This window comes from Leifsonia sp. NPDC058248 (assembly GCF_042881905.1).
Classification (GTDB): Bacteria; Actinomycetota; Actinomycetes; order Actinomycetales; family Microbacteriaceae; genus Leifsonia.
In genome coordinates this window covers 299,946-320,687 of record NZ_JBHVXB010000005.1, presented here as the reverse complement: position 1 = coordinate 320,687, position 20,742 = coordinate 299,946, and the positions used below count along the sequence as shown (strand labels likewise).

Sequence of the window (20,742 nt, the reverse complement as noted above, 5' to 3'; positions counted from 1 at the left end):
GGTGAGGACCCCACGCGCCTTAGTACGTAGACCAGCTCAAGTTGCCATTTCTTTGTAAATCGCCAAAGTTCACACAGAAGCCTCCCCCTGTGAAGCTCGCGTTAGTTCCAGTCCATACCCCGTTGTACAGGACAGAGAACGAAATGTTCACTGTAGTCCCATAGGGAACAACGATTGACGCAGCATTGCTGCGGATGTGTTGCCCATATCCCGCCGCAAAGGGACTCAAATTGAATGTGTCGTTAATCCACTGCTCGCCCGAGTTCACGCCGGGGTAATAGCGCGAAGCACCGGCGCAGTTCGGGGAATAGTAGATCGTGAACCCCTTCGCTGCTGCAGCTTGCGCGGGCACCGCGCCGACCAAGCTGACGACAACGGATGCGATCGACACCGCGATTGCGACCCCGGCCCGTCTGCGACGACTGGCCATCTTTCCGTTCCCTTGCTTGAAGATCTTCATGAAAATCCTTTCGGTTATGCCGAGGACCGGAGCTCAGTTCGCTCGGCCCTGAATAGTCGAAACAGCAGTGGGCACGCCTTTAGGACGATCCGCCGTGCCACCCATTAGACAACGTTGTCTACCCTAGCCGCTAATGTCTGATGTGTCATCCGTGCCCCATTGAGAGAAATCGCGAGTCTCCCTCATGCCTCCCTGGTGCCTTCATGACGCTCTCCACCACGGTGGGATTCCATGCGACTCGCCCGTCAGCGGTCAATCAGCGCGTCGGCCGCGGCTCGCGCCCACGCCTCGGCCTCCACGAGAGACTCTCGGGTGAGCTCGGTGGCCGGTTCGTGGGCGTCGACGACCCGCTCAACCGTCTCAACGATCGCCAGGTAGCCAATGGCGCCCGCGTGGAACGCAGCGACCGCCTGCTCGTTGGCAGCGTTGAAGACTGCCGGGTAAGTGGATCCGGCGGTGCCAACACGTTTCGCGAGCGCGACCGCCGGGAACGCCTCGCCGTCGAGGGGTTCGAAGGTCCACGTGTGCGCCTTCGTCCAGTCGAGAGGAACGCCGACCCCGGGCACCCGGTTCGGCCAGTCCAGGCCGAGCGAGATGGGCAGGCGCATGTCGGGCGGCGACGCCTGCGCGATCGTCGAGCCGTCGATGAACTCCACCATCGAGTGGATGACGGACTGCGGATGCACGGTGACGTCGATCCGGTCGTACGGCACGTCGAAGAGGAGGTGCGCCTCGATGATCTCGAGTCCCTTGTTCACGAGGGTCGACGAGTTGGTGGTGACGACGAGGCCCATGGCCCAGGTGGGGTGTGCGAGCGCCTCGCGCGGCGTCACGTCACGCAGGGACTCGCGGCTCCGCCCGCGGAACGGGCCACCGGATGCCGTCAGCACGAGCCGGCGCACCTCGCCGGCCGTCCCCGAGCGCAGCGCCTGGGCGAGCGCCGAGTGCTCCGAGTCGACGGGGACGATCTGGCCGGGAGCCGCAGCCCGCTTCACCAGCTCGCCGCCGACGATGAGCGACTCCTTGTTCGCGAGGGCCAGGCTGGCGCCGGTCTCGAGGGCCGCCAGTGTCGGCCCGAGCCCGACCGAGCCGGTGATGCCGTTCAGCACGACATCCGCCTCGACCGAACGCACGAGCCGCTCGGCGTCCTCGGCTCCGAGCGCCGTCTCGGCGACGCCGAACCGCTCCGCCTGGGCGGCGAGCTGCTCGGCGTTCGTGCCGGCCGTCAGCCCGACCACCTCGAACCGATCCGGGTTCGCGGCGATCACGTCGAGGGCTTGCGTACCGATCGAGCCGGTGGATCCGAGGATGACTACTCTGCGCACGCCATCATCGTACGGCGCACGGCCGGGCGCGCATCCGGGTCAGCGAACGGTCTTCAGGATGTCGATGACGAAGACCATCGTGTCTGTGGGCTTGACGTCACCGTTGCCCTGGGTGCCGTAGCCGTCGGCGGGCGGGACGACCGCGATCACCTGCGTGCCGACCTTCTGGCCCTCGAGCGCCTTTCCGAAGCCCTTGACCACGCCGGTCGTCTGGAACGACACCGGGGCGCCACGGCTCCAACTCGAGTCGAACGGCTGACCGTTGCGCCACAGGACTCCCTTGTACTGCACGGTGACGGTGTCACCGTGCTTCACAACGTCTCCGCTGCCCTGCTTGAGCACGGCGATCTTCGTGGTCGTGGGCGGGGCTGCCTTCGGGATGGTGATGGAGGGCTCGCCGGTCGAGGACAGCTTCACCGTCGGGAATCCGGCCGTCGGGGCCACCGTCGTTCCGTTCGCGCGGGTGACCGCCTTGTTGAAGGTGTCGACGACGAACACTACGGAGTCGGTCTTCTTCAGGCTGAGCTGGGTGAGGTCGACGTTGCCGAGGACCTCCGTTGCGGAACCCGTGAGCACGACGCGCGACTTGAGCGGCAGGCACTCGACGGCGCGCACGAGGCCGGGGACGAAGACGGCCGTGTCGACCTTGATGGTCTGGGTCGGCTGACCGTCGAATCCGGCCGGCGCGCTGATCGCCTTGCCCGTCGTGCCGTTGTACGCGGCGAGCGCCACCTCGACGGAGTCGCCGCCCTTCACCTCGGCGCCGTCGCCGGTGATGACCACGCTGCGCTGCAGGTCGGTCGCCTTGAGCGGGCTCTTGAACGTGACCTTCGGAGTTGCTCCGAAATCGCCGGCGACGGTCACAGACTTCGACGCGTCACCCGATTTCACGTTCACGCAGGCGGTCGACGCTCCCGTGGCGGTGGGCGTCGACGATGCCGTCGGAGCGCCGGAACTGCACGCCGCGAGGCCGGCGACGACAAGGCCGGCGGCCAGGATGGAGAGGGTTTTGCGCACTGTGAACACCTTCGCGTTTCGGGGGGAAGCGGTAACAGTCTGCCGCATCCCCCTTTGCCGAAGCTGACAGCATCGCAACCTACGATGGAGACATGACTCGCGATTTCTCCGTTCCTCAGACCCGCACGCTCGTCACCTCGCTGCCGGGCCCCCGATCCGTCGAACTGCAGGAACGCCGCGTCGCCTCGGTCAGCCGCGGAGCCGGAACCCTCGCGAACATCTACATGGAGAGCGGTTCGGGCGCCATCCTGGTCGACGTCGACGGCAACCACCTCATCGACCTCGGCTGCGGCATCGGCGTGACCACGATCGGCCACGCGCACCCCGCCGTCGCCGCCGCGGCGGCCGAGCAGGCGGCCAAGCTCACCCACACGCTCTTCACCGTCACGCCGTATGAGAACTACGTGCGCGTCGCCGAGAAGCTCGCCGAGATCACGCCCGGCGACTTCGAGAAGCACAGCATCCTGGTCAACTCGGGCGCCGAAGCGGTCGAGAACGCGGTGAAGATCGCCCGCAAGTACACCGGCCGCCGCGCCATCGCCACGCTCGACCACGCCTTCCACGGCCGCACCAACCTCACGATGGCCATGACCTACCGCCCCTGGCCGGAACGCGCCGGCATGGGGCCATTCCCGGGCGAGATCTACAGCGTGCCGATCAGCTACCCCTACCGCGACCCCGAGGGGATGACCGGCGAAGAGGCCGCCGAACGCACCATCGACTACATCGACACCCACATCGGGGCGACCGAGCTCGCCGCGCTGTTCGTCGAGCCCATCCAGGGCGACGGCGGCATCATCATCCCGGCCCCCGGCTACTTCAAGCGCCTCTCCGAGTACTGCACCGAGAACGGCATCGTTTTCGTCGCCGACGAGATCCAGGCCGGCATGGGCCGCACCGGAACGTGGTACTCGATCGAGCACCACGGCGTCGTGCCCGACCTGATCACCACAGCCAAGGGCATCGCCGGCGGGTTCCCCCTCGCAGCGGTCACCGGGCGCGCGGAGATCATGGACGCCGTCCAGCCGGGCGGCATCGGCGGCACCTTCGGGGGAAACCCGGTCTCGACCGCCGCCGCCCTGGCCGTGTTCGACGTGATCGAGCAGGAGAACCTGCTCGCCGAGGCGCAGCGGGTCGAGAAGGCCCTCTGGGCGCGCATCGGCGACTGGGCGGAGAAGTTCCCGGTGGTCGGAGAGGTGCGCGGCAAGGGAGCGATGTTCGGCATCGAGCTCGTGCAGCCGGGCACCAAGAAGCCCAACCCGGATGCTCTCAAAGCCGTCCTCGCCCACGCCACCGCCAACGGCGTGATCCCGCTCGACGCGGGCAGCTGGGACAGCGTGCTCCGCCTGCTGCCGTCGGTCGTGATCAGCGACGAGCTCATCGACGACGCCGCGACGGTGCTCGAAGAAGCCCTCGCCCGCCTCAGCTGAGCACGACGGGAATCCCATGCGGATCATGCGCTGGCGGATGCTGGCCGGGGTCGCGGCGGTCGCCGCGGCCCTGACTCTGCTTCCGGCCGTCGGGGTGATCGCCGACGAGAAGCCCGGGTTCGATCCGGGCGACATCATCAGCGACGACAGCTTCTTCAACCCGTATGCGATGACCGCCGCGGACATCCAGGACTTCCTGGGCGACCGCACCTGCAGGCCGAAAGACGGCGTTCCCTGCCTCGCGGACTTCCGGATGGACACCCCCTACGTCCCCGCGTCGAAGGACCGCTGCACGGCGATGCACGGCCGGCGCGACGAGTCGGCGAGCAGCATCATCGCTCGGGTCGCCGCCGCGTGCACGATCAGCCCCCGGGTGCTGCTGGTGCTGCTGCAGAAGGAGCAGTCGCTGCTGACGGCTCCCAGCGCATCCGGATACCAGAAGGCGACGGGATACGCGTGCCCGGACACCGCGGCGTGCGACAAGAAGTACTTCGGCTTCTTCAACCAGGTGTACCGGGCCGCGTGGCAGTTCCGCGAGTACACGGTGCACCCCACCGACTGGCGGTACCGCATTGGCTCCAATCGCATCCAGTACCACCCGAATGCCCGCTGCGGGACGAGCGAGGTAAACATCGTCAACCAGGCCACAGCGAACCTCTACAACTACACGCCGTACCAGCCGAACGCCGACACCCTCGCTCGGCCCACCGGCCCGGCGGGCGCCTGCTCGACGTTCGGCAACCTCAACTTCTCGCGGCTCTACGCTCAATGGTTCGGCTCGCCGCTCAACGTGCGGTTCAGCGGCTGGCTGCCCGCCTGCCTGACCTATGCCGGTGGCTTCGGATGCCCGCCGATCTCGCCATTCGACCGAATGTGACCGCGCACATGCCGACCCCGGCATACGGACGAGACTATCCTCGTAGGCGTGACGAACATCGAACCCGATGAGGGGCCGGACGCAGTGAAGCGTCCCGGCTTCACCTATCTGTTCGGTCGCACGGTCATCGCCCCCATCGCACGCGTCGTCTACCGGCCGAAGGTGGTCGGACGCAAGAACGTCCCGCGTGAGGGCGCGATCATCCTCGCCAGCAACCACCTGTCGTTCATCGACAGCATCGTCATCCCGTTGATGGCGCCGCGCCGTGTCCAGTTCCTCGCCAAGTCCACGTATTTCGAGGGCACCGGCTTCAAAGGCTGGCTGTCACGCTCCTTCTTCTCGGCGATCGGCGCCGTCGGCGTCAAGCGCGGCGCCGGTCAGGCCGCGCAGGACGCCCTCGATCAGTCGAAGCGCATCCTCGACACCGGTGCGGCGTTCGCTCTGTACCCGGAGGGGACGCGCTCGCTCGACGGCCGACTCTACAAAGGCCGCACCGGGGTGGCGTGGCTGGCCCTGACGACAGGCGCCAAGGTGGTGCCGGTCGGGCTCATCGGCACCGACCAACTGCAACCGGTGGGCAAGAAGATCCCGCGCGTGAAGAAGATCACGGTCGCGTTCGGGGAGCCGATCGACGTGAGCCACTACGGCTCGGCCGAATCGGGACGCGCGCGCCGTCAGGCGACCGACGAGATCATGGCCGCGATCCACGGGCTCACGGGCCAGGAACTCGCGGAGAAATACAACGAGGCTCCCCCGGCCGGCGCGGTCGAGCGGGTCAAACGGGCGCTCCGGCCGGAACGGTTCTAGGTCTCGACAGACGCGGTCGGCTCGTGCTGCTCGTGCGGCTCGTCCTGCTCGTCCGGCTCGTGCTGCTCGTGCTGCTCGTGCGGCTCGTCCTGCTCGTCCTGCTTCGAGCGGAAGGTTCGCGCCTTCTGGCGGTTGCCGCAGACGCCCATGCTGCACCAGGTGCGGGAGCCGTTTCGCGACTTGTCGTAGAACGCCCAGCGGCAGTCGTCGGCGCCGCACAGCTTCACGCGGCCGAACTGGCCTTGGATGCTCAGGATCACCGAGGAGGCGACGGCGGCTTCCGCCGCGGTGCGCGCTGTGAGGCCGACGGTGCGGTCGCCGCAGGAGGTCTCCAGCCCGACGGACGGGAGGGAGGCGCTTTCGCCGTCGAGCACCGCCCGCAGGGCATCCCGGACCCGCTTGGCCTCGGCGCGATCGCCGGTGTCGACCCCGTGGTGCTCGGCCCAGTCGCCGAAGGCCGCGGCGTCGTCGATCGCGTCGGTGCCCTCTTCCACGTCGAGCGTGTTGAGGAAATCGACGAGCAGGTCGGCTCCGAGTTCGGGTGCATTCGTACGCATGTAACCATTGTAACTCATTAGCAGGTTACGGTAAGCTATAACCATCAAAACAAGTTAGGTGGTTATCATGCATCCGCTCACACTGTGGCTGACGAACATCGCCGAACTCGGCGAGCGAGAGCGCGACCGGGCGACGATCCGCCGTCAGCGCGAATCGCGCGGCGACGACCTCAGTCCGATCGCCCGCGACGGCCGTTGGGCTGCCGCGATGCACCGCTGGGCCGAGCGCTCGAGCGAAGCCGCGGAGACGCCTGCGCCCGCCGCGCCCGCATCCGCCGCGCCCGCTCCCGCTCCCGCTCCCACCGTGCGCGCCGCCGTCCCCACCGCTCGTCTCGGCTGCGCCTGACCGCTATCGAGTCCGGAGTTGCTGGCTCGAAATCCGCGATTTCGACCCAGCAACTCCGGACTCGATTGCGGGACGGGAGCGCTGGGCGGGACGGAGCTCAGGCGAGGACGAGGATCTCGGGAGCGTGCTCGACGGGGAAGTTCACCGAGGCCGAGATGAAGCACTTGTCGGCGGCCGGAGCGTGCAGGGCCGCCGCGAGCCTTGCCTGGGCCGGATCGGCGACCGTCACGCGCGGCGAGAGCAGCACTCTCGTGAAATGTCCGCCACCGTTGGACGTCTGCCGCAGGACGCCGGTCGCGGCATCCGAATACCCGACGACCACCACGCCCGCACGCGCCGCCTCGGCCAGATAGCTGAGCATGTGGCACTGGCTGAGCGCCGCCAGCAGCAGTTCCTCGGGGTTCCAGCGGTCGCGGTCGCCGAAGAAGGTCCGGTCGGCCGAGCCCTCGATCGCGTGCTTGCCCACGGCCGAAACCACGTGGTCGCGCCCGTAGGCTTTGTAGCCGCTGGTGCCGCTCCCCCGGTTGCCGGTCCACTGGAGGTCGATCGCGTAGCTGTGCTCGAGGTTCATCCTCCGATTCTCGCACCGCGGCTAAACTCGTCACATCATGACTGACACTTTGAGCCCGGCTGCGCCCGTCTACACCGTCGCGCAGGAACGTCGTATCGTCACCGCCATCCCCGGCCCGGAGTCGCAGAAGCTGCACGAGCGACGACTGGCGGTCGTGCCGGGCGGAGTGTCCTCGACCCTGCCCGTGTACATCGCGAAGGCGAACGGCGCCGTCCTGGTCGACGTCGACGGCAACCAGTTCGTCGATTTCGGCGCCGGCATCGGCGTCACCACGATCGGTCACACCGAGACGGCCGTCGTCGAGGCCGCCGCCAGCCAGCTCCAGGACGTCATCCACACCCTCTTCACCATCACTCCGTACGAGGAGTACGTGCGCGTCGCCGAACTGCTCGGCGAGCACACCCCCGGCGACCACGCCAAGAAGACGGTGCTCGTCAACTCGGGCGCCGAAGCCGTGGAGAACGGCGTCAAGATCGCCCGCAAGCACACCGGTCGCCGCGCCGTCGCGGTGCTCGACCACGCCTACCACGGCCGCACCAACCTCACGATGGCCATGAACTTCAAGGCCATGCCGTACGGCACCGGCTTCGGTCCGTTCGCCGGCGACATCTACCACGCACCGAGCTCCTACCCGTACCGCGACGGCCTGAGCGGGGCCGAGGCCGCCGCCCGCACGATCGCCTACCTCGAGAAGGTCATCGGCGCCACCGACCTGGCCTGCCTGGTCGTCGAGCCGATCCAGGGCGAGGGCGGCTTCATGGTCCCCGCCGACGGCTACCTCCCCGCCCTGCAGGAATGGTGCACGGCCAACGGCGTCGTCTTCATCGCCGACGAGATCCAGAGCGGCATGGCCCGGACCGGCGTCTACTTCGCCAGCGAGCACTTCGGCCTGGTCCCCGACCTGGTGCTGAGCGCCAAGGGCATCGCGGGCGGTCTCCCGCTCGCCGCCGTCACCGGCCGCTCCGAGATCATGGACTCCGCGCAGCCCGGCGGGCTCGGTGGAACCTTCGGCGGCAACCCGGTCGCGGCCGCGGCCGCCATCGCCGTGTTCGAGGAGATCGAGAAGAGCAACCTCCTCGACGAGGGCAAGCGCATCGAGAACACCCTCCGGCCGGCCCTGCTCGAACTGCAGAAGAAGTACGACATCATCGGCGACGTGCGGGGCAAGGGCGCGATGCTCGCGATCGAACTCGTGCAGCCGGGAACCGCATCCACCACCAAGGAGCCGAACGCGGCGGCCGTCTCGGCCATCGCGGCGTATGCGGCGCAGCAGGGCCTCCTCGTGCTCACGGCCGGAACCTGGGGCAACGTCCTCCGCTTCCTGCCGAGCCTCGCCGTGACCGACGCTCTGATCGCAGACGCCGTCTCGGTGCTCGACGACGCCTTCGCCGCTCTGTGAGCGCCGCCGTCTTCACCGGCGCAGAGGCCGTCGAACTGGCGGTCGTCGAGCGCAGCGGTTTCGTCGAGTCCCGCCACGTCGGCTCCGCCGTCGTGCTCGGTCCGGACGGCGCGATCGTCCGATCGCTCGGCGCCCCGGGCGCTCCGGTGTTCACCCGCTCGAGCCTGAAGCCGTTCCAGGCCATCGCGGTGATGGGCGCAGGTGTCCCGCTCGAGGGCGCGGCGGCGGTGCTCGCCACGGCCAGCCACGGCGGAACGCCCGCCCACCTCTCGGTGGTGCGCGGACTGCTCGCTCAGGCGCAGCTTCCGGAGAGCGCGCTGCAGTGCCCGAACGACTGGCCTCTGGATGCGGAGGCTCGCGACGCGCTCATCCGCGCCGGCGAGCGCAAGCAGCCGATCTACATGAACTGCTCCGGCAAGCACGCGGCCATGCTGCTGGCCTGCGTGGTGAACGGATGGCCGACGGAGAGCTACCTCGACGTGCAGCATCCGATGCAGCAGCTGGTGCGCGACGTGGTCGAGCGCCTCACGGGCGAGAAGGTCGTCGCCACGGGTATCGACGGCTGCGGCGCACCGGTGCACGCGATGGCGCTGTCGACCCTGGCGCGCGGCATCCAGCGCATCGCCACCGCCTCCGACGGTTCGCCGTTCGCGCTGTATCGCAACGCGGCCATCCTCAAAAACGCGGTGCTCGCGAACGGCTGGGCCATCGACGGCCCCGGGCGTTCGAACACGGTGGTCATCGACGAGCTCGGGATCTTCGCCAAGCTCGGCGCCGAGGGCGTCATGGTCATGGCGGCGGCCGACGGCACCACCGTGGCGCTCAAGATCCTCGACGGCAGCCTGCGGGCGGCCACGATCGTGGCGCTCTCCCTCCTCGCCGATGCGGGAGCCGTGGAGCACGAGGCGGTCGACGCTCTCGCGCCCCGGCTGGATCTGGCCGTGTTCGGTCGCGGCGTGCCCGTCGGCGGGATCCGCGCCTCCTACGCAGCCTGACCGACCGCCTGACCCGGCGGCCGACCCGAAGCCCGACTCCCGCGCCCAGCGCACACGTACGGCCCGGCACCGCGAGAGTGCCGGGCCGTACGGTTTTGGGGGGCTACTGGATGCGCGCCAGCCGTTTGGCTCGCGCAGCCGACGTCACCTGGGTGATCAGCACCACGAGGATCGTGATGATGAACACCGCCGAGGCGATCACGTTGGCCTGGGCCGGGATGCCGCGCGAAGCCGCGATGTAGATGTACATCGGGAACGTCGTCACGGCACCGGCGTTGAAGTTGGTGATGATGAAGTCGTCGAAGCTCAGCGAGAACGACAGCAGAGCGGCCGCCAGGATGCCCGGCAGGAGCAGCGGGAACGTGATGCGCCAGAACACCGCGACCGGCGACCCGTACAGATCCCGTCCTGCTTCCTCCAGCGCCGGGTCGAGGCTCGCGACACGTGCCTTCACCGTCACGACCACGAAGCTGATGCAGAACATCACGTGGGCGATGATGATCGTGCCGAAGCCCTTGTTGACCCCGAGGCTCAGGAACTGGGCCGCGAGACCGGCGCCGAGCACGACCTCGGGGCTCGCCATCGGCAGGAACAGCAGCAGGCTGGTCTGCGACCGGAACCGGAAGCGGTAACGCATCAGCGCGATCGCGATCATCGTGCCGAGGATCGTCGCGATGACCGTCGAGATGATGCCGATCCCGATGCTCGCCGCGAACGCGTCGCAGATGCCCGCCGCGTCGCAGACGTTCGTCCAGTTGTGCCAGGTGAACCCGCGCCAGGCGATGTTGTTCTTCAGCGCGTCGTTGAACGAGTAGATGAACGTGTAGACGATCGGCGTCAGCAGGAACGCCAGCGCCAGGAACGAGTAGACGGCGAGCCCGAGGCCCTTGAACCGGAAGCCTTTCACAGCAGGTCCTCCGTCCCGCTCCGTCGCACGTAGAAGCCGACCACCACCAGGATCACCGCCATCAGCACGACCGACATCGCGGCCGCCACCGGGTAGTTCTGCAGCACCAGGAAGTTGCTCTCGATGACGTTACCGATCATCGACGTGTCCGCGGCCCCGAGGAAGTCCTGGGACGCGTTGATGTAGTCGCCGGCCGCCGGGATGAACGTCAGCAGTGTTCCCGAGACGATTCCGGGCAACGACAGCGGGATCGTCACCTTGCGGAACGTCGTCCACGCGCTGGCGTAGAGGTCGGAGCCGGCTTCCAGCAGGCGCGTGTCCAGCCGTTCGAGCGTCGAGTAGAGCGGCAGGGTCATGAAGGGGATGAAGTTGTACGTCAGACCGAAGATGACCGAGAACGCCGTTCCGGTGATGTGGGCGTCCGGCGGCAGGATCGACAGCGCTTTCAGCGAGCTCGTGAACCAGGAGTCGTCGGAGAGCAGTTGCTTCCAGGCCAGGGTGCGCAGCAGGAAGCTGATGAAGAACGGCGCGATGACGAGGGTCATCAGCAGGTTCTGCACCAGCGGGAACCGCCGCACCTTGACACCGATGAAATAGGCCAGCGGGTAGCTGATCAGCAGGGCGGCGGCCGTCGCGATGAGCGCGTAGACGAACGACCGGATGATCTGGGGCCAGTACTCCGCGATCGACTCGGTGTAGTTCTCCCAGCGGAACGCCGCCTGGTACTGCCCGATGTCGCCACCCTCTACGGGCGCCTGGAAGGAGGTGATGATCAGGGAGACGAGCGGCGTCAGGAAGAACAGCACCAGATAGAGCACGCCGGGCAGCAGCAGGACCAAGGCGATCCCGCTCTTGCGCCGCTGCGCCGGTTCCTGGTCGACGCCTGGTGGGGCGGCGGTCGTGAAGGCGGCGAGGGCCATTACGCCTCCTCGAGCTCCGACAGCAGGCGCTGCTGCGCCTGCGCGGCGACGGCCTTCGTGTCGGTGTCGTCGGCGAACTTGCCGTCCGCCGGCGGTTCGTCGGCGAGCACGAATGTGTGCGCGGCTTCCCATGCGACCCAGACCTCGCTGCCGACCGCGACGACGGGGCCGGCTGCCATGTTCTGGGCGAACACGACGACGGTTCCGAGGCCGGGGATCGCGACCAGATACTGGGTGCTCACACCGCTGAAGGACACATCGGTGACGCGGCCCGGTCCCAGCTGATTGCGACCGCTCGGGATGCTCGCCGCGGATTCGTGCAGCGACAGCTTCTCCGGGCGCACGCCGACGGTCACGTTGCCGCTGTGCCGCTGGGCGCGCGACTTCGGCACCGAGAGCCGGTGTCCGGCGACCTCGACGCCGAGAGTGTCTCCTCCGTCATCCCGCACCGGTCCGATGAACAGGTTGGACTGGCCGAGGAAGTTGGCGACGAAGACCGTCGCCGGCAGCTCGTACAGCACCTCCGGTGCGCCCATCTGCTCGATCGCGCCTTTGTTCATCACGGCGACGGTGTCGGCCATGGTCATGGCCTCGTCCTGGTCGTGGGTGACGTGCACGAAGGTGAGTCCGACCTCGTTCTGGATCGATTTGAGCTCCAGCTGCATCTGACGGCGCAGCTTGAGGTCGAGTGCTCCGAGCGGCTCGTCGAGGAGCAGCAGGGCGGGACGGTTGACCACCGCACGCGCCAGCGCGACGCGCTGCTGCTGTCCGCCGGAGAGCGACGCCGGGCGTCGCGCCGACAGGTGGTCGAGCTCGACCAGCCGCAGGGCTTCGTGCGCTTTCGCGATCGGATCCCCGATCTTGCGTCGGCGGAGCCCGAACGCGACGTTCTCGAGGATCGTCATGTGAGGGAAGAGCGCGTAGCTCTGGAACACCGTGTTGACCGGCCGCTGGAATGGCTTGGTCGTGGTCACGTCCTTGCCGCCGATGATGATCTGGCCCTCGGTCGGCTCCTCGAGCCCGGCGACCAGACGGAGCGTCGTCGTCTTGCCGCATCCGGATGGCCCGAGCAGCGCGAAGAACGAACCGGCGGGGATGGTGAGGTCGAGGTTCTCGATCGCCGTGAACCCCGGGAAACGCTTCTTGATTCCGACCAGCTGCAGGTCGGCGCCCGACTCGGCGAAGACTCCCTTGACCATCAGGCGCCCAGGATCACCTTCTGGAAGGCCGCCTGGTACTTCTGCTCCTCAGCCGGCGTGAGGGTGCGGAAGATGTGGGCGTTCGAGAGGGTGGTGTCGTCGGGGAAGATGAGCTGGTTGTCGGCCAGGGCGGGGTCGATCTTGACCGCCGCCTCCTTGGCGCCCACCACGGGCGTGATGTAGTTCACCCAGGCCGCGACCTCGGCTGCCACTTCGGGCTCGTAGTAGTAGTTGATGAGCTCTTCGGCGTTCGACTTGCGCGGGGAGCCGATCGGGATGACGTAGTTGTCGCTCCAGAGCGTTCCGCCCGCCTCCGGCAGGATGAACTCCCAGTTGTCTCCGGCTTCGGCGTTGAGCTGCGTGATGTCGCCCGACCAGCAGATGGCCGCGAGGGTGTCGCCGCTCTTCAGGTCGTTGAGGTACGAGTTGCCCTTGATGTTGCGGATCTGGCCGTCGCTCACCTCTTTGGTGATCTTGTCGATGGCCTTGTTGTAGTCGTCGTCGCTGAACTGCTTCGAGATGTCGACGCCCTGCTGCAGCATGATGAGGCCCATCGTGTCGCGCATCTCGCTCAGCACGCCGACCTTGCCCTTGAGCTCCGGCTTCCACAGGTCGTCGACCGACTTGAGGCCGTTGGGCACCTTCGACTTGTTCCAGCAGATGCCGGCGAAGCCGCTCTGCCACGGGAGGGACTTCTTGCGACCCGGGTCGAAGTCGGCGTTCTGGAGGGCCGGGGTGAGGTTCTTCTTGTTCGGGATCTTCGACGCGTCGAAGCTCTGCACATACCCGAACCGGATGAGCCTGGCGATCATCCAGTCGGTGAGGCAGACCACGTCGGCCCCGATGTCCTTCCCGAGCGCGAGCTGGTCTTTGACCTTCGCGTAGTAGGTGTTGTTGTCGTCGACGGCGACGTCGTATTTGACTGCGAGGCCGCTCTGCTTCTCGAACGCCTCCAGTGTCGGGTATTTTCCGGCGTCGTCCTGGTCGAGGTAGGCCTGCCAGTTCGCCCAGGTCAGGGTCTTGTCGGAGGACGACTTGTCGGCGGCCGCTGTCGGCTTGCTGGACGCACCGCCGGTCGAACAGGCCGCGAGGGCCAGGGCGGCCGCGCTCGCACCGGCGCCGGCCAGCACGTTGCGCCTCGTCACCTGCGACTGCCGAGCCGCCTGCACCAGCTTCTGGATCATCGGGTCTTGCGGAAGCTGCCTGGATTTCACTTGGGGGCTCCTTCGGGGTCGAACACGATCTCACATCGTTCGCTCGGACGTTCTCCGCGCCGTCGCGGTGGGATGATCCTGGCACACGACGACGCGATGCGCAGCAATTAGGGGGCAAATCAGCCATTTGGAAACACAATCTTTACGAAATCCGTTCCGTTCGGGGCAATCGGCACGGGAAACCGCAGTTCGGGACTCCGATCGTCACGGGCATCCGGATGCTCGTGCGGGACCGGGGGCGGAAATCGCCCATCTCGTCACACAGAATTTACGAAATCAGCAGAAGAACGCAGAGAATCCGGTCGAAATCGTCAGTCGGTTGCGGCTAGGGTGAGGTCGAACCACCACGCCGATGTGTAAGGAGCCCCATGAAGGTCGCGATCCCCCGCGAGATCAAGAACAACGAATTCCGGGTGGCGATCACTCCGGCCGGTGTGCACGATCTGGTGAACAACGGGCACGAGGTGTTCGTCGAGACCGACGCAGGGGTCGGGTCGTCCATCCCCGACGAGTTGTACGTGTCTGCGGGCGCGACGATCCTCCCCGACGCGGCCGGCATCTGGGAGTCGGCCGACCTCGTGCTCAAGGTGAAGGAGCCGGTCGAGAGCGAGTACGGCTACTTCCGCCCAAGCCTGGTGCTCTTCACCTACCTGCACCTCGCCGCCGAGGAGTCGCTGACGCGCGCACTGATCGACGCGCAGGTCACCGCGATCGCGTATGAGACGGTGCAGTTGCCGAACCGTGCCCTTCCGCTGCTCGCCCCGATGAGCGAGGTGGCCGGCCGGCTGGCCCCGATCGTCGGCGCCAACACGATGCTGAAGCCCAACGGCGGCCCGGGCCTGCTCGTTCCGGGCGTTCCGGGGACGCACCCGGCCGTCGTCACCGTTCTGGGCGGCGGCGTCGCCGGCACCAACGCCATCGGTGTCGCCGTCGGCCTCGGCGCCGAAGTGACCGTGCTCGACACGAACATCGCCCGCCTGCGCGAGCTCGACGCCCTCTACGCCGGTCGCATCAAGACGATCGCCTCGAACAGCTTCGAGATCGACAAGGCGGTCGTCGCCTCCGACCTCGTGATCGGCTCCGTGCTGGTACCGGGCGCCAAAGCCCCCAAGCTCGTGAGCAACGAGCTCGTGTCGCGCATGAAGCGCGGCAGTGTGCTGGTCGACATCGCCGTCGACCAGGGCGGATGCTTCGAGGGCTCGCACCCGACGACGCACGCCGACCCGACGTTCACCGTGCACCAGTCGCTGTTCTACTGCGTGGCGAACATGCCGGGCGCCGTTCCCCACACCTCCACCTACGCGCTGACCAATGCCACGCTGCCCTACGCACGGGCGATCGCCAACCGCGGCTGGCGCGATGCGCTCTCGGCGGACCCCTCGCTGGCGCTCGGCCTGAACACGCACGCCGGCACGGTCACCAACGCCGCCGTCGCCGAAGCCCACGGCCTCACGGCCGGAACGATCGAGGCCGCGCTCGCCCCGCAGTCGTAGCCGGCGTCAGCCGACGTCGAACCACTGGTCGCCGATCTCGACGCGGGTGCCGCGGGTCACGCGGTACCGGCGTCCGGCTTCGCACTGCCGAGCGACCCCGCCGAGCGGGCGGGCGACCGTGCCGTTGCCGGAGTAACGGTCGCAGATCCAGAGCTCGTCGCCTTCCAGGCCGAACTCGAGATGGGTCTTGGAGACCGAACGCGCGGGGTCGTTGAGGGCGACCAGCTGGTCGACCGCCTCCCCCGGCTGCGTGATCGGACGGCGGCCGATCAGGCCGGATCCGGTGACCTCGACCATGTCGCCCGATGAGAAGCTGAGCGTATAGCGCACCGTGCGCTCCTCGACCGGCGGGGCCGACTCGATCGACTCGATGAGCATCGCCTGGGTGTCGACGAGATCGTCGCCGGGGAATCGGCCGGCGACGGCGGGCTTGGGCAACGGCTCCACGATGGTGGTGTCGGACGGGCGCGGGTCGGCCACCGACGGCGGGCGCACCCGCGTCGCCGTCACCGAGCTGCCGCAGGACCCGCAGAACAGCGAGCCTTGGGCCAATTCGCTGCCACACACCCGACAATTCACGCTCTGCCCTTCTTTCTGTTGGTGCCCCACCCACGGTAACCGAGGGATCGGAGGGAAACGGCCGCGACGAACCGCCTCCAGCGGGTCTCGCGCTTGGCGAGAGCCCGGCGCAGGTCGTCGACCGCGCGCCAGACCGAGTCGGCCTCGGTGGGACTGGGAGCCGTAGGGCTGAAGACCGCACGATCGGCGACCGACGCGAGAGCTGCCGCGCGGGAGCCGCCGATCGTCGTCGCCATCTCACGCCGGGTGGAGGCGGGCGGCGGTTCGTACCCGTGGTCGAGGGCGGCGTCCGCGAACTCGCGCCAGCCGCCGGAGATGCGTTCGAGGGCCGTCGGCGCCGACCGCCGCAGTGACCGCCGACGCCACTTCGCCCCGATGACCGCCAGGAACGGCGACGCGAGCACGGCGAGGACGAGCAGGGTCCAGCCGACGATGACCAGCAATCCGAGGATGGTGTCGAGTACCGGGTCGGGCTTCTGCTGGTCGGCACTGTCGACCACGGCCTGCGGCGGCTCTTCGTGCTGCACGGGCGTGTCGTCGATCGGGGGCTGCACGTTCGTCTGCGGGCGCGAGATCTGGGTCGGCTGGTCGGGCTTCTTGGGCGGAACGGGCCGGATGGGCGGGGTCGGGTCGACCGTGACCCAGCCGCCCTGGGCCGTCTGCACTTCGATCCAGGCCGAGACGTCGGAGCCGGTGAGCGTGATCGACTGGCCGGCGGAGGCGTCGACGGGTGCGACGAATCCGACGACGACGCGGGCCGGGAACCCGAGCTGCCTGGCCATCAACGCGGCGGTCACCGCGTACTGCTCCTGATCGCCGAGCATCGGGATGGCCGTGAGCAGCTCGGTGATGCGGTCGGCGCCGTGACCGGATCGGCTCGGCGGCTCGTCCGGTGCGATCCCGTGGCTGATGTACCCGTCCGCGGCGATCCCGCGCAGGGCCGCCGCCAGCTTCGCTCCCGGACCCGTCGCGCCCGCGGTGTACTTCTGAAGGGTCTGCTGGAGCTCGTCGGGCACCACGGTCGGCTTGGGCACCTCGGCGCTGCCCGGTGTCGTCTTCGCCAGCTGGTCGGCGGTCAGCACGGGCTTCACCACGGTGTCGAGCGTGTAGGCGTCGCCGTTGTGCAGACCGCGGGTGACTGCGGCGGTGCCCGTGACGTCGTTGTAGAAGAACGAGTCGTTGAGATCGGAGGCGTCGGAGCCGGTGAACGAGATCTGCTGCAGCTGCCCGCTTCCGGGCACCCACGGCCCGCTGTAGTCGCGCACGGTGACCGAGATCTGGTCGTGGACTCCGTTCACGCCGGTCTGGTCGAGCCGGTACGGCATCCGGGTGAACGATCCGGATGCGCTGCTGACCTGGTCGGTGCCCACCGCATAGGTGACCCCGTCGTACGTGTCGAGGGTGGCGATCCGGATGCGCCGGTCGTCGGGGATCCCGCTGACGGTGAGCATCGGCAGGTCGGTCTTCGCCGGCTGCAGGTAGGCGCGGAAGCCGCTGAGCGGGCTCGCGTACGCCCGCGGGTCGAACGGCTGCTCGACCGCGGTGCGCACCACCTGCCGGTCGCTCCGCGCCGGGAGCAGCACGCTGGCCGCCGTTCCGGCCATACCGGCCACCAGGAGGATCACGGCGGCGCCGGCGACGGTGCGGGCGCCGACGAACCGGCGCTCACGCGGCGACTCGACGGACATCCCGCTCTGTTCGGCGAGGCTCCGGATGGCCTCCGACCGCCGCCGCCAGCGGAACCACATCGTCCAGGCCAGGAGCACAGCGAGGAGGGTGAGATCGAGCCAGAGCGGGACGGGCGAGACGCCAGACCCGAGGAGGATGCCCGCCAGCAGCAGCAGGATCGGCGGGATCGCCCCCAGCTCGCCGCGCTTCGCCCGCAGCGCGACCGACAGCGACACCACGATGCAGAGCAGGGTCAGGATGAACGGGGGGACGAGCAGCGCCTGGTACGAGCCGACCGGCAGCGAGATCGTGACGAGCTGTTTCCAGCTGAGCCAGGTGGCCTGCACCAGGTCGACGAATCCGGGCCAAGTGGGCAGCAGTCCCCCGGCCGAGGCCTCCCCGGGCACGGTGACCTGCACGCCCACTCCCAGAAACACCGCGACGACGAGGGCGGCGAGCACGATGCTCGGCCAGCGGAACAGCGCGCCGAGCACGGCGATCGCCGAGCCGAGTACGAGCGTCACGGCCAGCATCACGACGAAAGCGCTCGACTGGTAGACGCCCCAGAAGGACCACGCTGCGAGCCCGGTCGCCGCCAGGGCGAACAGAACCGTTACGATCAGCGGTCGGCCGCGCATCCGGTTCATGTCAGGCCGCCATCCGCTTGGCGAGGCTCTTCTGCAGGTCTTCGAGGAAGCCGATGGTGAGCACGTTGAGCTCGGTGACGCGACGCAGCGACGGCACCGCGCCGACGTCGCACACCACCGCGACTACGTCGACGCCGAGCGGGAAATGCAGCGAAGCCGCGCGCAGCTGGGCGGCGGTGACGGTCGACCCGCAGATGAGGAAGGCGATCGACGTGCCGGCGGCGTCCTCCGACGCGATCCGGGCGAGCTCGGTCACCCGCAAGGCGGTCTGGGCGGTCTCGACGCCGGAGAGGTCGTCGAGCAGGCGGCCCCGGTTGACGGTGCTCACCCGCCGCACGCTGTGCACCGCCCGCTTGGCGAAGTCGGGCGTGAGGGCGCTCGCGACGACCGACACCGTGCGGGAGTCCTTGAGTGCGCGCACCCCCAGGGATCCGGTGGCGCTGACGGCCAGCTCGAACTCCTCCTCGGTCGCGTAGTCGGCGGCCGAGAGGCTCAGGGCGACCAGCAGGTGGCTGCGCCGCGTCTCCTCGAACTGGCGGACCATGTAGCTGCCGGTCTTGGCCGTGCTCTTCCAGTGGATGTTGCGCCGCTCGTCCCCCGGCAGGTATTCGCGCAGCGCGTGGAACGCCACGTCGCTCGCGGTGAGGTCGCGGGTAGGCGCTCCTTCGAGGTCGCGCACGAATCCGGTGCTCATGCTCGGGATGGCGATGGTCCGCGGATGCACGAACAGGTCGAGCGACTCGGCCCAGACCACTTCGCGCCGGAGCAGTCCGATCGGATCGGCGCGCACCGTGCGCACGGGGCCGATCGGCACGATCCCGCGGCGCGGGGTCGGGACGATGAACACGTCGGTGTGCGAGTCCCCCCGCACCAGCGACGGCGAGGCGAACTCCGCGAGGCCGTGGCCGACCGGCACCTCGACGCGCACCCCGGCCAATCTGCGGCGGGTCGAGTTATGCACCGTGACCTCGCCGGGCGCCTTGTCGCCGACGACCACGCGGTTGGCGGGCAGCGCGAGCTGCACCTGATAGGCGTTGCGGCCGGCCAGGTAGGCGGTGGCGACGACGAGCATCGCGACCGCCGTCCAGCCGATGACGACGGCTTCCGTCCAGCCGAAGACGTAGCCGGAGACCAGCGCGAGCACGGAGACGGCGATCATCGACCAGCCGAGCGCGGTGATGACCCCGCTCAGCCAGCGCCATCCGGTCGCGACACCCGACCACAGCACGCGCGTCGAGCGCACCGACCACACGATCGCGTCCGCCAGCACTCCGTCGCGGGTGCCGACGATCCGGGCGCGCGCGTTGGTGAGCTCGACCTGGGTTCGACTGACAGTGTTCGTCACACGGCGGGCCGATCAGTGGGCGGCGGCGTCTCGATGAGGATCTGCGCGATGACGCTCGAGGTGGTGACGCCTTCGAATTCGGCCTCCGGGTCGAGCACCAGGCGGTGGGCGAGCACCGGCTCGGCCAGCGCCTTCACGTCGTCGGGCGTCACGTAGTAGCGCCCCAGAGACGCCGCGAGCGTCTTCGAGGCGCGCACGAGCGCCAGCGCACCGCGCACGCTCGCGCCGAGCCGCACCTCGTCGGCGTTGCGGGTGGCGTCGACCAGTCGCGAGACGTAGTCGTTGATGCTCGAGTCGACATGCACGCTCCGCGCCATCGTGCCCATCTCCACCACGGTCGACGCGCCGATGATCTCGGGGACCACGATGTCGTGCGCCTTGCGATCGGCGCCCTCCAGGATGCGCAGCGTCGCCTCGTGGTCGGGGTAGCCGATCGAGGCCTTCATCAGGAAGCGGTCGAGCTGCGCCTCGGGCAGCCGGTAGGTGCCGGCCTGCTCGATGGGGTTCTGGGTCGCGATCACCATGAACGGCGCTCCGACCGGATGCCGCACGCCGTCGACCGTGACCTGCTGCTCCTCCATGACTTCGAGGAGGGCGGACTGCGTCTTCGGGCTGGCCCGGTTGATCTCGTCGGCGAGGACGATGTTGGCGAACACCGGTCCGCGATGGAACTCGAACTCTCCGGTGCGCTGGTCGAAGATGTTGACCCCGGTGATGTCGCCGGGCAGCAGGTCGGGCGTGAACTGCACCCGGTTGCTGGTCCCGCGCACGCTCTCCGCGATCGCGCGGGCGAGGGAGGTCTTGCCCGTGCCGGGGAAGTCCTCGAGGAGGAGGTGGCCCTCACTGAAGAGGGCCGTGAGCGCGAGGCGGATGATGGCGCTCTTGCCGAGCAGCACGGTGTCGATGTTCGACACCAGGCGATCGAACACGCCGGAGAACCAGGCGGCCTGCTCCGGAGTCATGGTCATGCTCTGGCTTCTCTCCGT

The 20,742-nt window shown here is 68.3% G+C and carries 20 protein-coding genes; 7 read left to right on the top strand and 13 right to left on the bottom strand.

Translation table 11 applies throughout. The features are described 5' to 3' along the window. Nucleotides 1-19 precede the first annotated feature (19 nt). The 3 genes from ACFVV5_RS10800 to ACFVV5_RS10790 form a co-directional block, all read right to left on the bottom strand. Nucleotides 20-460: a hypothetical protein gene (locus tag ACFVV5_RS10800; RefSeq protein WP_387243221.1), complete on the bottom strand. Its 441-nt coding sequence runs from the start codon at nt 458-460 to the stop codon at nt 20-22. Nucleotides 461-705: 245 nt separating this feature from the next. Continuing rightward, entirely contained in the window at nt 706-1,785 is a 1,080-nt protein-coding gene (locus ACFVV5_RS10795; RefSeq protein ID WP_387243218.1) for a 1-deoxy-D-xylulose-5-phosphate reductoisomerase, read from the bottom strand. Between the two features lie 39 nt (nt 1,786-1,824). After that, complete coding sequence (locus tag ACFVV5_RS10790) at nt 1,825-2,802, bottom strand: FKBP-type peptidyl-prolyl cis-trans isomerase (RefSeq protein ID WP_387243215.1); 978 nt, start codon at nt 2,800-2,802, stop codon at nt 1,825-1,827. A 92-nt stretch (nt 2,803-2,894) separates the two neighbouring features. Between ACFVV5_RS10790 and gabT (ACFVV5_RS10785) the strand changes: the two genes are divergently transcribed. The 3 genes from gabT (ACFVV5_RS10785) to ACFVV5_RS10775 are packed head-to-tail and all read left to right on the top strand — an operon-like array spanning nt 2,895 to nt 5,916. Continuing rightward, nucleotides 2,895-4,232, top strand: coding sequence for a 4-aminobutyrate--2-oxoglutarate transaminase (gene gabT / locus ACFVV5_RS10785; protein WP_387243212.1), 1,338 nt, complete (start codon nt 2,895-2,897; stop codon nt 4,230-4,232). A gap of 16 nt (nt 4,233-4,248) precedes the next feature. Beyond that, nucleotides 4,249-5,109 carry a hypothetical protein gene (locus tag ACFVV5_RS10780; RefSeq protein WP_387243209.1) on the top strand — a complete coding sequence of 287 codons (861 nt, stop codon included), beginning with the start codon at nt 4,249-4,251 and terminating at the stop codon, nt 5,107-5,109. A gap of 48 nt (nt 5,110-5,157) precedes the next feature. Beyond that, complete coding sequence (locus ACFVV5_RS10775) at nt 5,158-5,916, top strand: lysophospholipid acyltransferase family protein (protein WP_387243207.1); 759 nt, start codon at nt 5,158-5,160, stop codon at nt 5,914-5,916. On the opposite strand, the gene ACFVV5_RS10770 is transcribed toward ACFVV5_RS10775, so the two are convergent. Then, nucleotides 5,913-6,473: a CGNR zinc finger domain-containing protein gene (locus ACFVV5_RS10770; RefSeq protein WP_387243204.1), complete on the bottom strand. Its 561-nt coding sequence runs from the start codon at nt 6,471-6,473 to the stop codon at nt 5,913-5,915. The genes ACFVV5_RS10775 and ACFVV5_RS10770 overlap by 4 nt on opposite strands. 67 nt (nt 6,474-6,540) lie before the next feature. Between ACFVV5_RS10770 and ACFVV5_RS10765 the strand changes: the two genes are divergently transcribed. Next, nucleotides 6,541-6,819: a hypothetical protein gene (locus ACFVV5_RS10765; protein WP_387243202.1), complete on the top strand. Its 279-nt coding sequence runs from the start codon at nt 6,541-6,543 to the stop codon at nt 6,817-6,819. A gap of 97 nt (nt 6,820-6,916) precedes the next feature. On the opposite strand, the gene ACFVV5_RS10760 is transcribed toward ACFVV5_RS10765, so the two are convergent. Continuing rightward, the gene (locus ACFVV5_RS10760) at nt 6,917-7,390 is read right to left on the bottom strand and encodes an OsmC family protein (RefSeq protein ID WP_387243199.1); all 474 of its coding nucleotides are present in this window, start codon (nt 7,388-7,390) and stop codon (nt 6,917-6,919) included. A 37-nt stretch (nt 7,391-7,427) separates the two neighbouring features. Here ACFVV5_RS10760 and gabT (ACFVV5_RS10755) point away from each other — a divergent pair, with 37 nt between their 5' ends. After that, nucleotides 7,428-8,789, top strand: a complete 1,362-nt coding sequence (gene gabT, locus ACFVV5_RS10755; RefSeq protein WP_387243197.1) for a 4-aminobutyrate--2-oxoglutarate transaminase — start codon at nt 7,428-7,430, stop codon at nt 8,787-8,789. After that, complete coding sequence (locus tag ACFVV5_RS10750) at nt 8,786-9,784, top strand: asparaginase (RefSeq protein WP_387243194.1); 999 nt, start codon at nt 8,786-8,788, stop codon at nt 9,782-9,784. Before gabT (ACFVV5_RS10755) ends, ACFVV5_RS10750 begins: the two co-directional genes overlap by 4 nt. Nucleotides 9,785-9,887: 103 nt before the next feature. Here the strand turns inward: ACFVV5_RS10750 and ACFVV5_RS10745 are convergent, their stop codons facing one another. From ACFVV5_RS10745 to ACFVV5_RS10730, 4 genes are read right to left on the bottom strand one after another with little or no spacing between them, the layout of a single operon-like run. Beyond that, nucleotides 9,888-10,691: an ABC transporter permease gene (locus tag ACFVV5_RS10745; protein ID WP_387243191.1), complete on the bottom strand. Its 804-nt coding sequence runs from the start codon at nt 10,689-10,691 to the stop codon at nt 9,888-9,890. Beyond that, nucleotides 10,688-11,611, bottom strand: a complete 924-nt coding sequence (locus ACFVV5_RS10740; RefSeq protein ID WP_387243188.1) for an ABC transporter permease — start codon at nt 11,609-11,611, stop codon at nt 10,688-10,690. The genes ACFVV5_RS10745 and ACFVV5_RS10740 overlap by 4 nt, the downstream gene beginning before the upstream one ends. Continuing rightward, nucleotides 11,611-12,810, bottom strand: coding sequence for an ABC transporter ATP-binding protein (locus ACFVV5_RS10735; protein WP_387243185.1), 1,200 nt, complete (start codon nt 12,808-12,810; stop codon nt 11,611-11,613). Before ACFVV5_RS10735 ends, ACFVV5_RS10740 begins: the two co-directional genes overlap by 1 nt. After that, the gene (locus ACFVV5_RS10730; RefSeq protein ID WP_387243182.1) at nt 12,810-14,024 is read right to left on the bottom strand and encodes a PotD/PotF family extracellular solute-binding protein; all 1,215 of its coding nucleotides are present in this window, start codon (nt 14,022-14,024) and stop codon (nt 12,810-12,812) included. Before ACFVV5_RS10730 ends, ACFVV5_RS10735 begins: the two co-directional genes overlap by 1 nt. A gap of 368 nt (nt 14,025-14,392) precedes the next feature. Here ACFVV5_RS10730 and ald point away from each other — a divergent pair, with 368 nt between their 5' ends. Further along, entirely contained in the window at nt 14,393-15,517 is a 1,125-nt protein-coding gene (gene ald / locus ACFVV5_RS10725) for an alanine dehydrogenase (RefSeq protein ID WP_387243179.1), read from the top strand. A 6-nt stretch (nt 15,518-15,523) separates the two neighbouring features. On the opposite strand, the gene ACFVV5_RS10720 is transcribed toward ald, so the two are convergent. The 4 genes from ACFVV5_RS10720 to ACFVV5_RS10705 form a co-directional block, all read right to left on the bottom strand. After that, entirely contained in the window at nt 15,524-16,027 is a 504-nt protein-coding gene (locus tag ACFVV5_RS10720) for a hypothetical protein (protein WP_387243176.1), read from the bottom strand. A 65-nt stretch (nt 16,028-16,092) separates the two neighbouring features. Then, entirely contained in the window at nt 16,093-18,411 is a 2,319-nt protein-coding gene (locus tag ACFVV5_RS10715; RefSeq protein WP_387243173.1) for a transglutaminase family protein, read from the bottom strand. 1 nt (nt 18,412) lies between these two features. Next, entirely contained in the window at nt 18,413-19,756 is a 1,344-nt protein-coding gene (locus ACFVV5_RS10710) for a DUF58 domain-containing protein (protein ID WP_387243171.1), read from the bottom strand. Further along, nucleotides 19,753-20,724 (bottom strand): AAA family ATPase, encoded by a 972-nt coding sequence (locus tag ACFVV5_RS10705; RefSeq protein WP_387243168.1) that lies wholly within the window; start codon nt 20,722-20,724, stop codon nt 19,753-19,755. Before ACFVV5_RS10705 ends, ACFVV5_RS10710 begins: the two co-directional genes overlap by 4 nt. Nucleotides 20,725-20,742 lie beyond the last annotated feature (18 nt).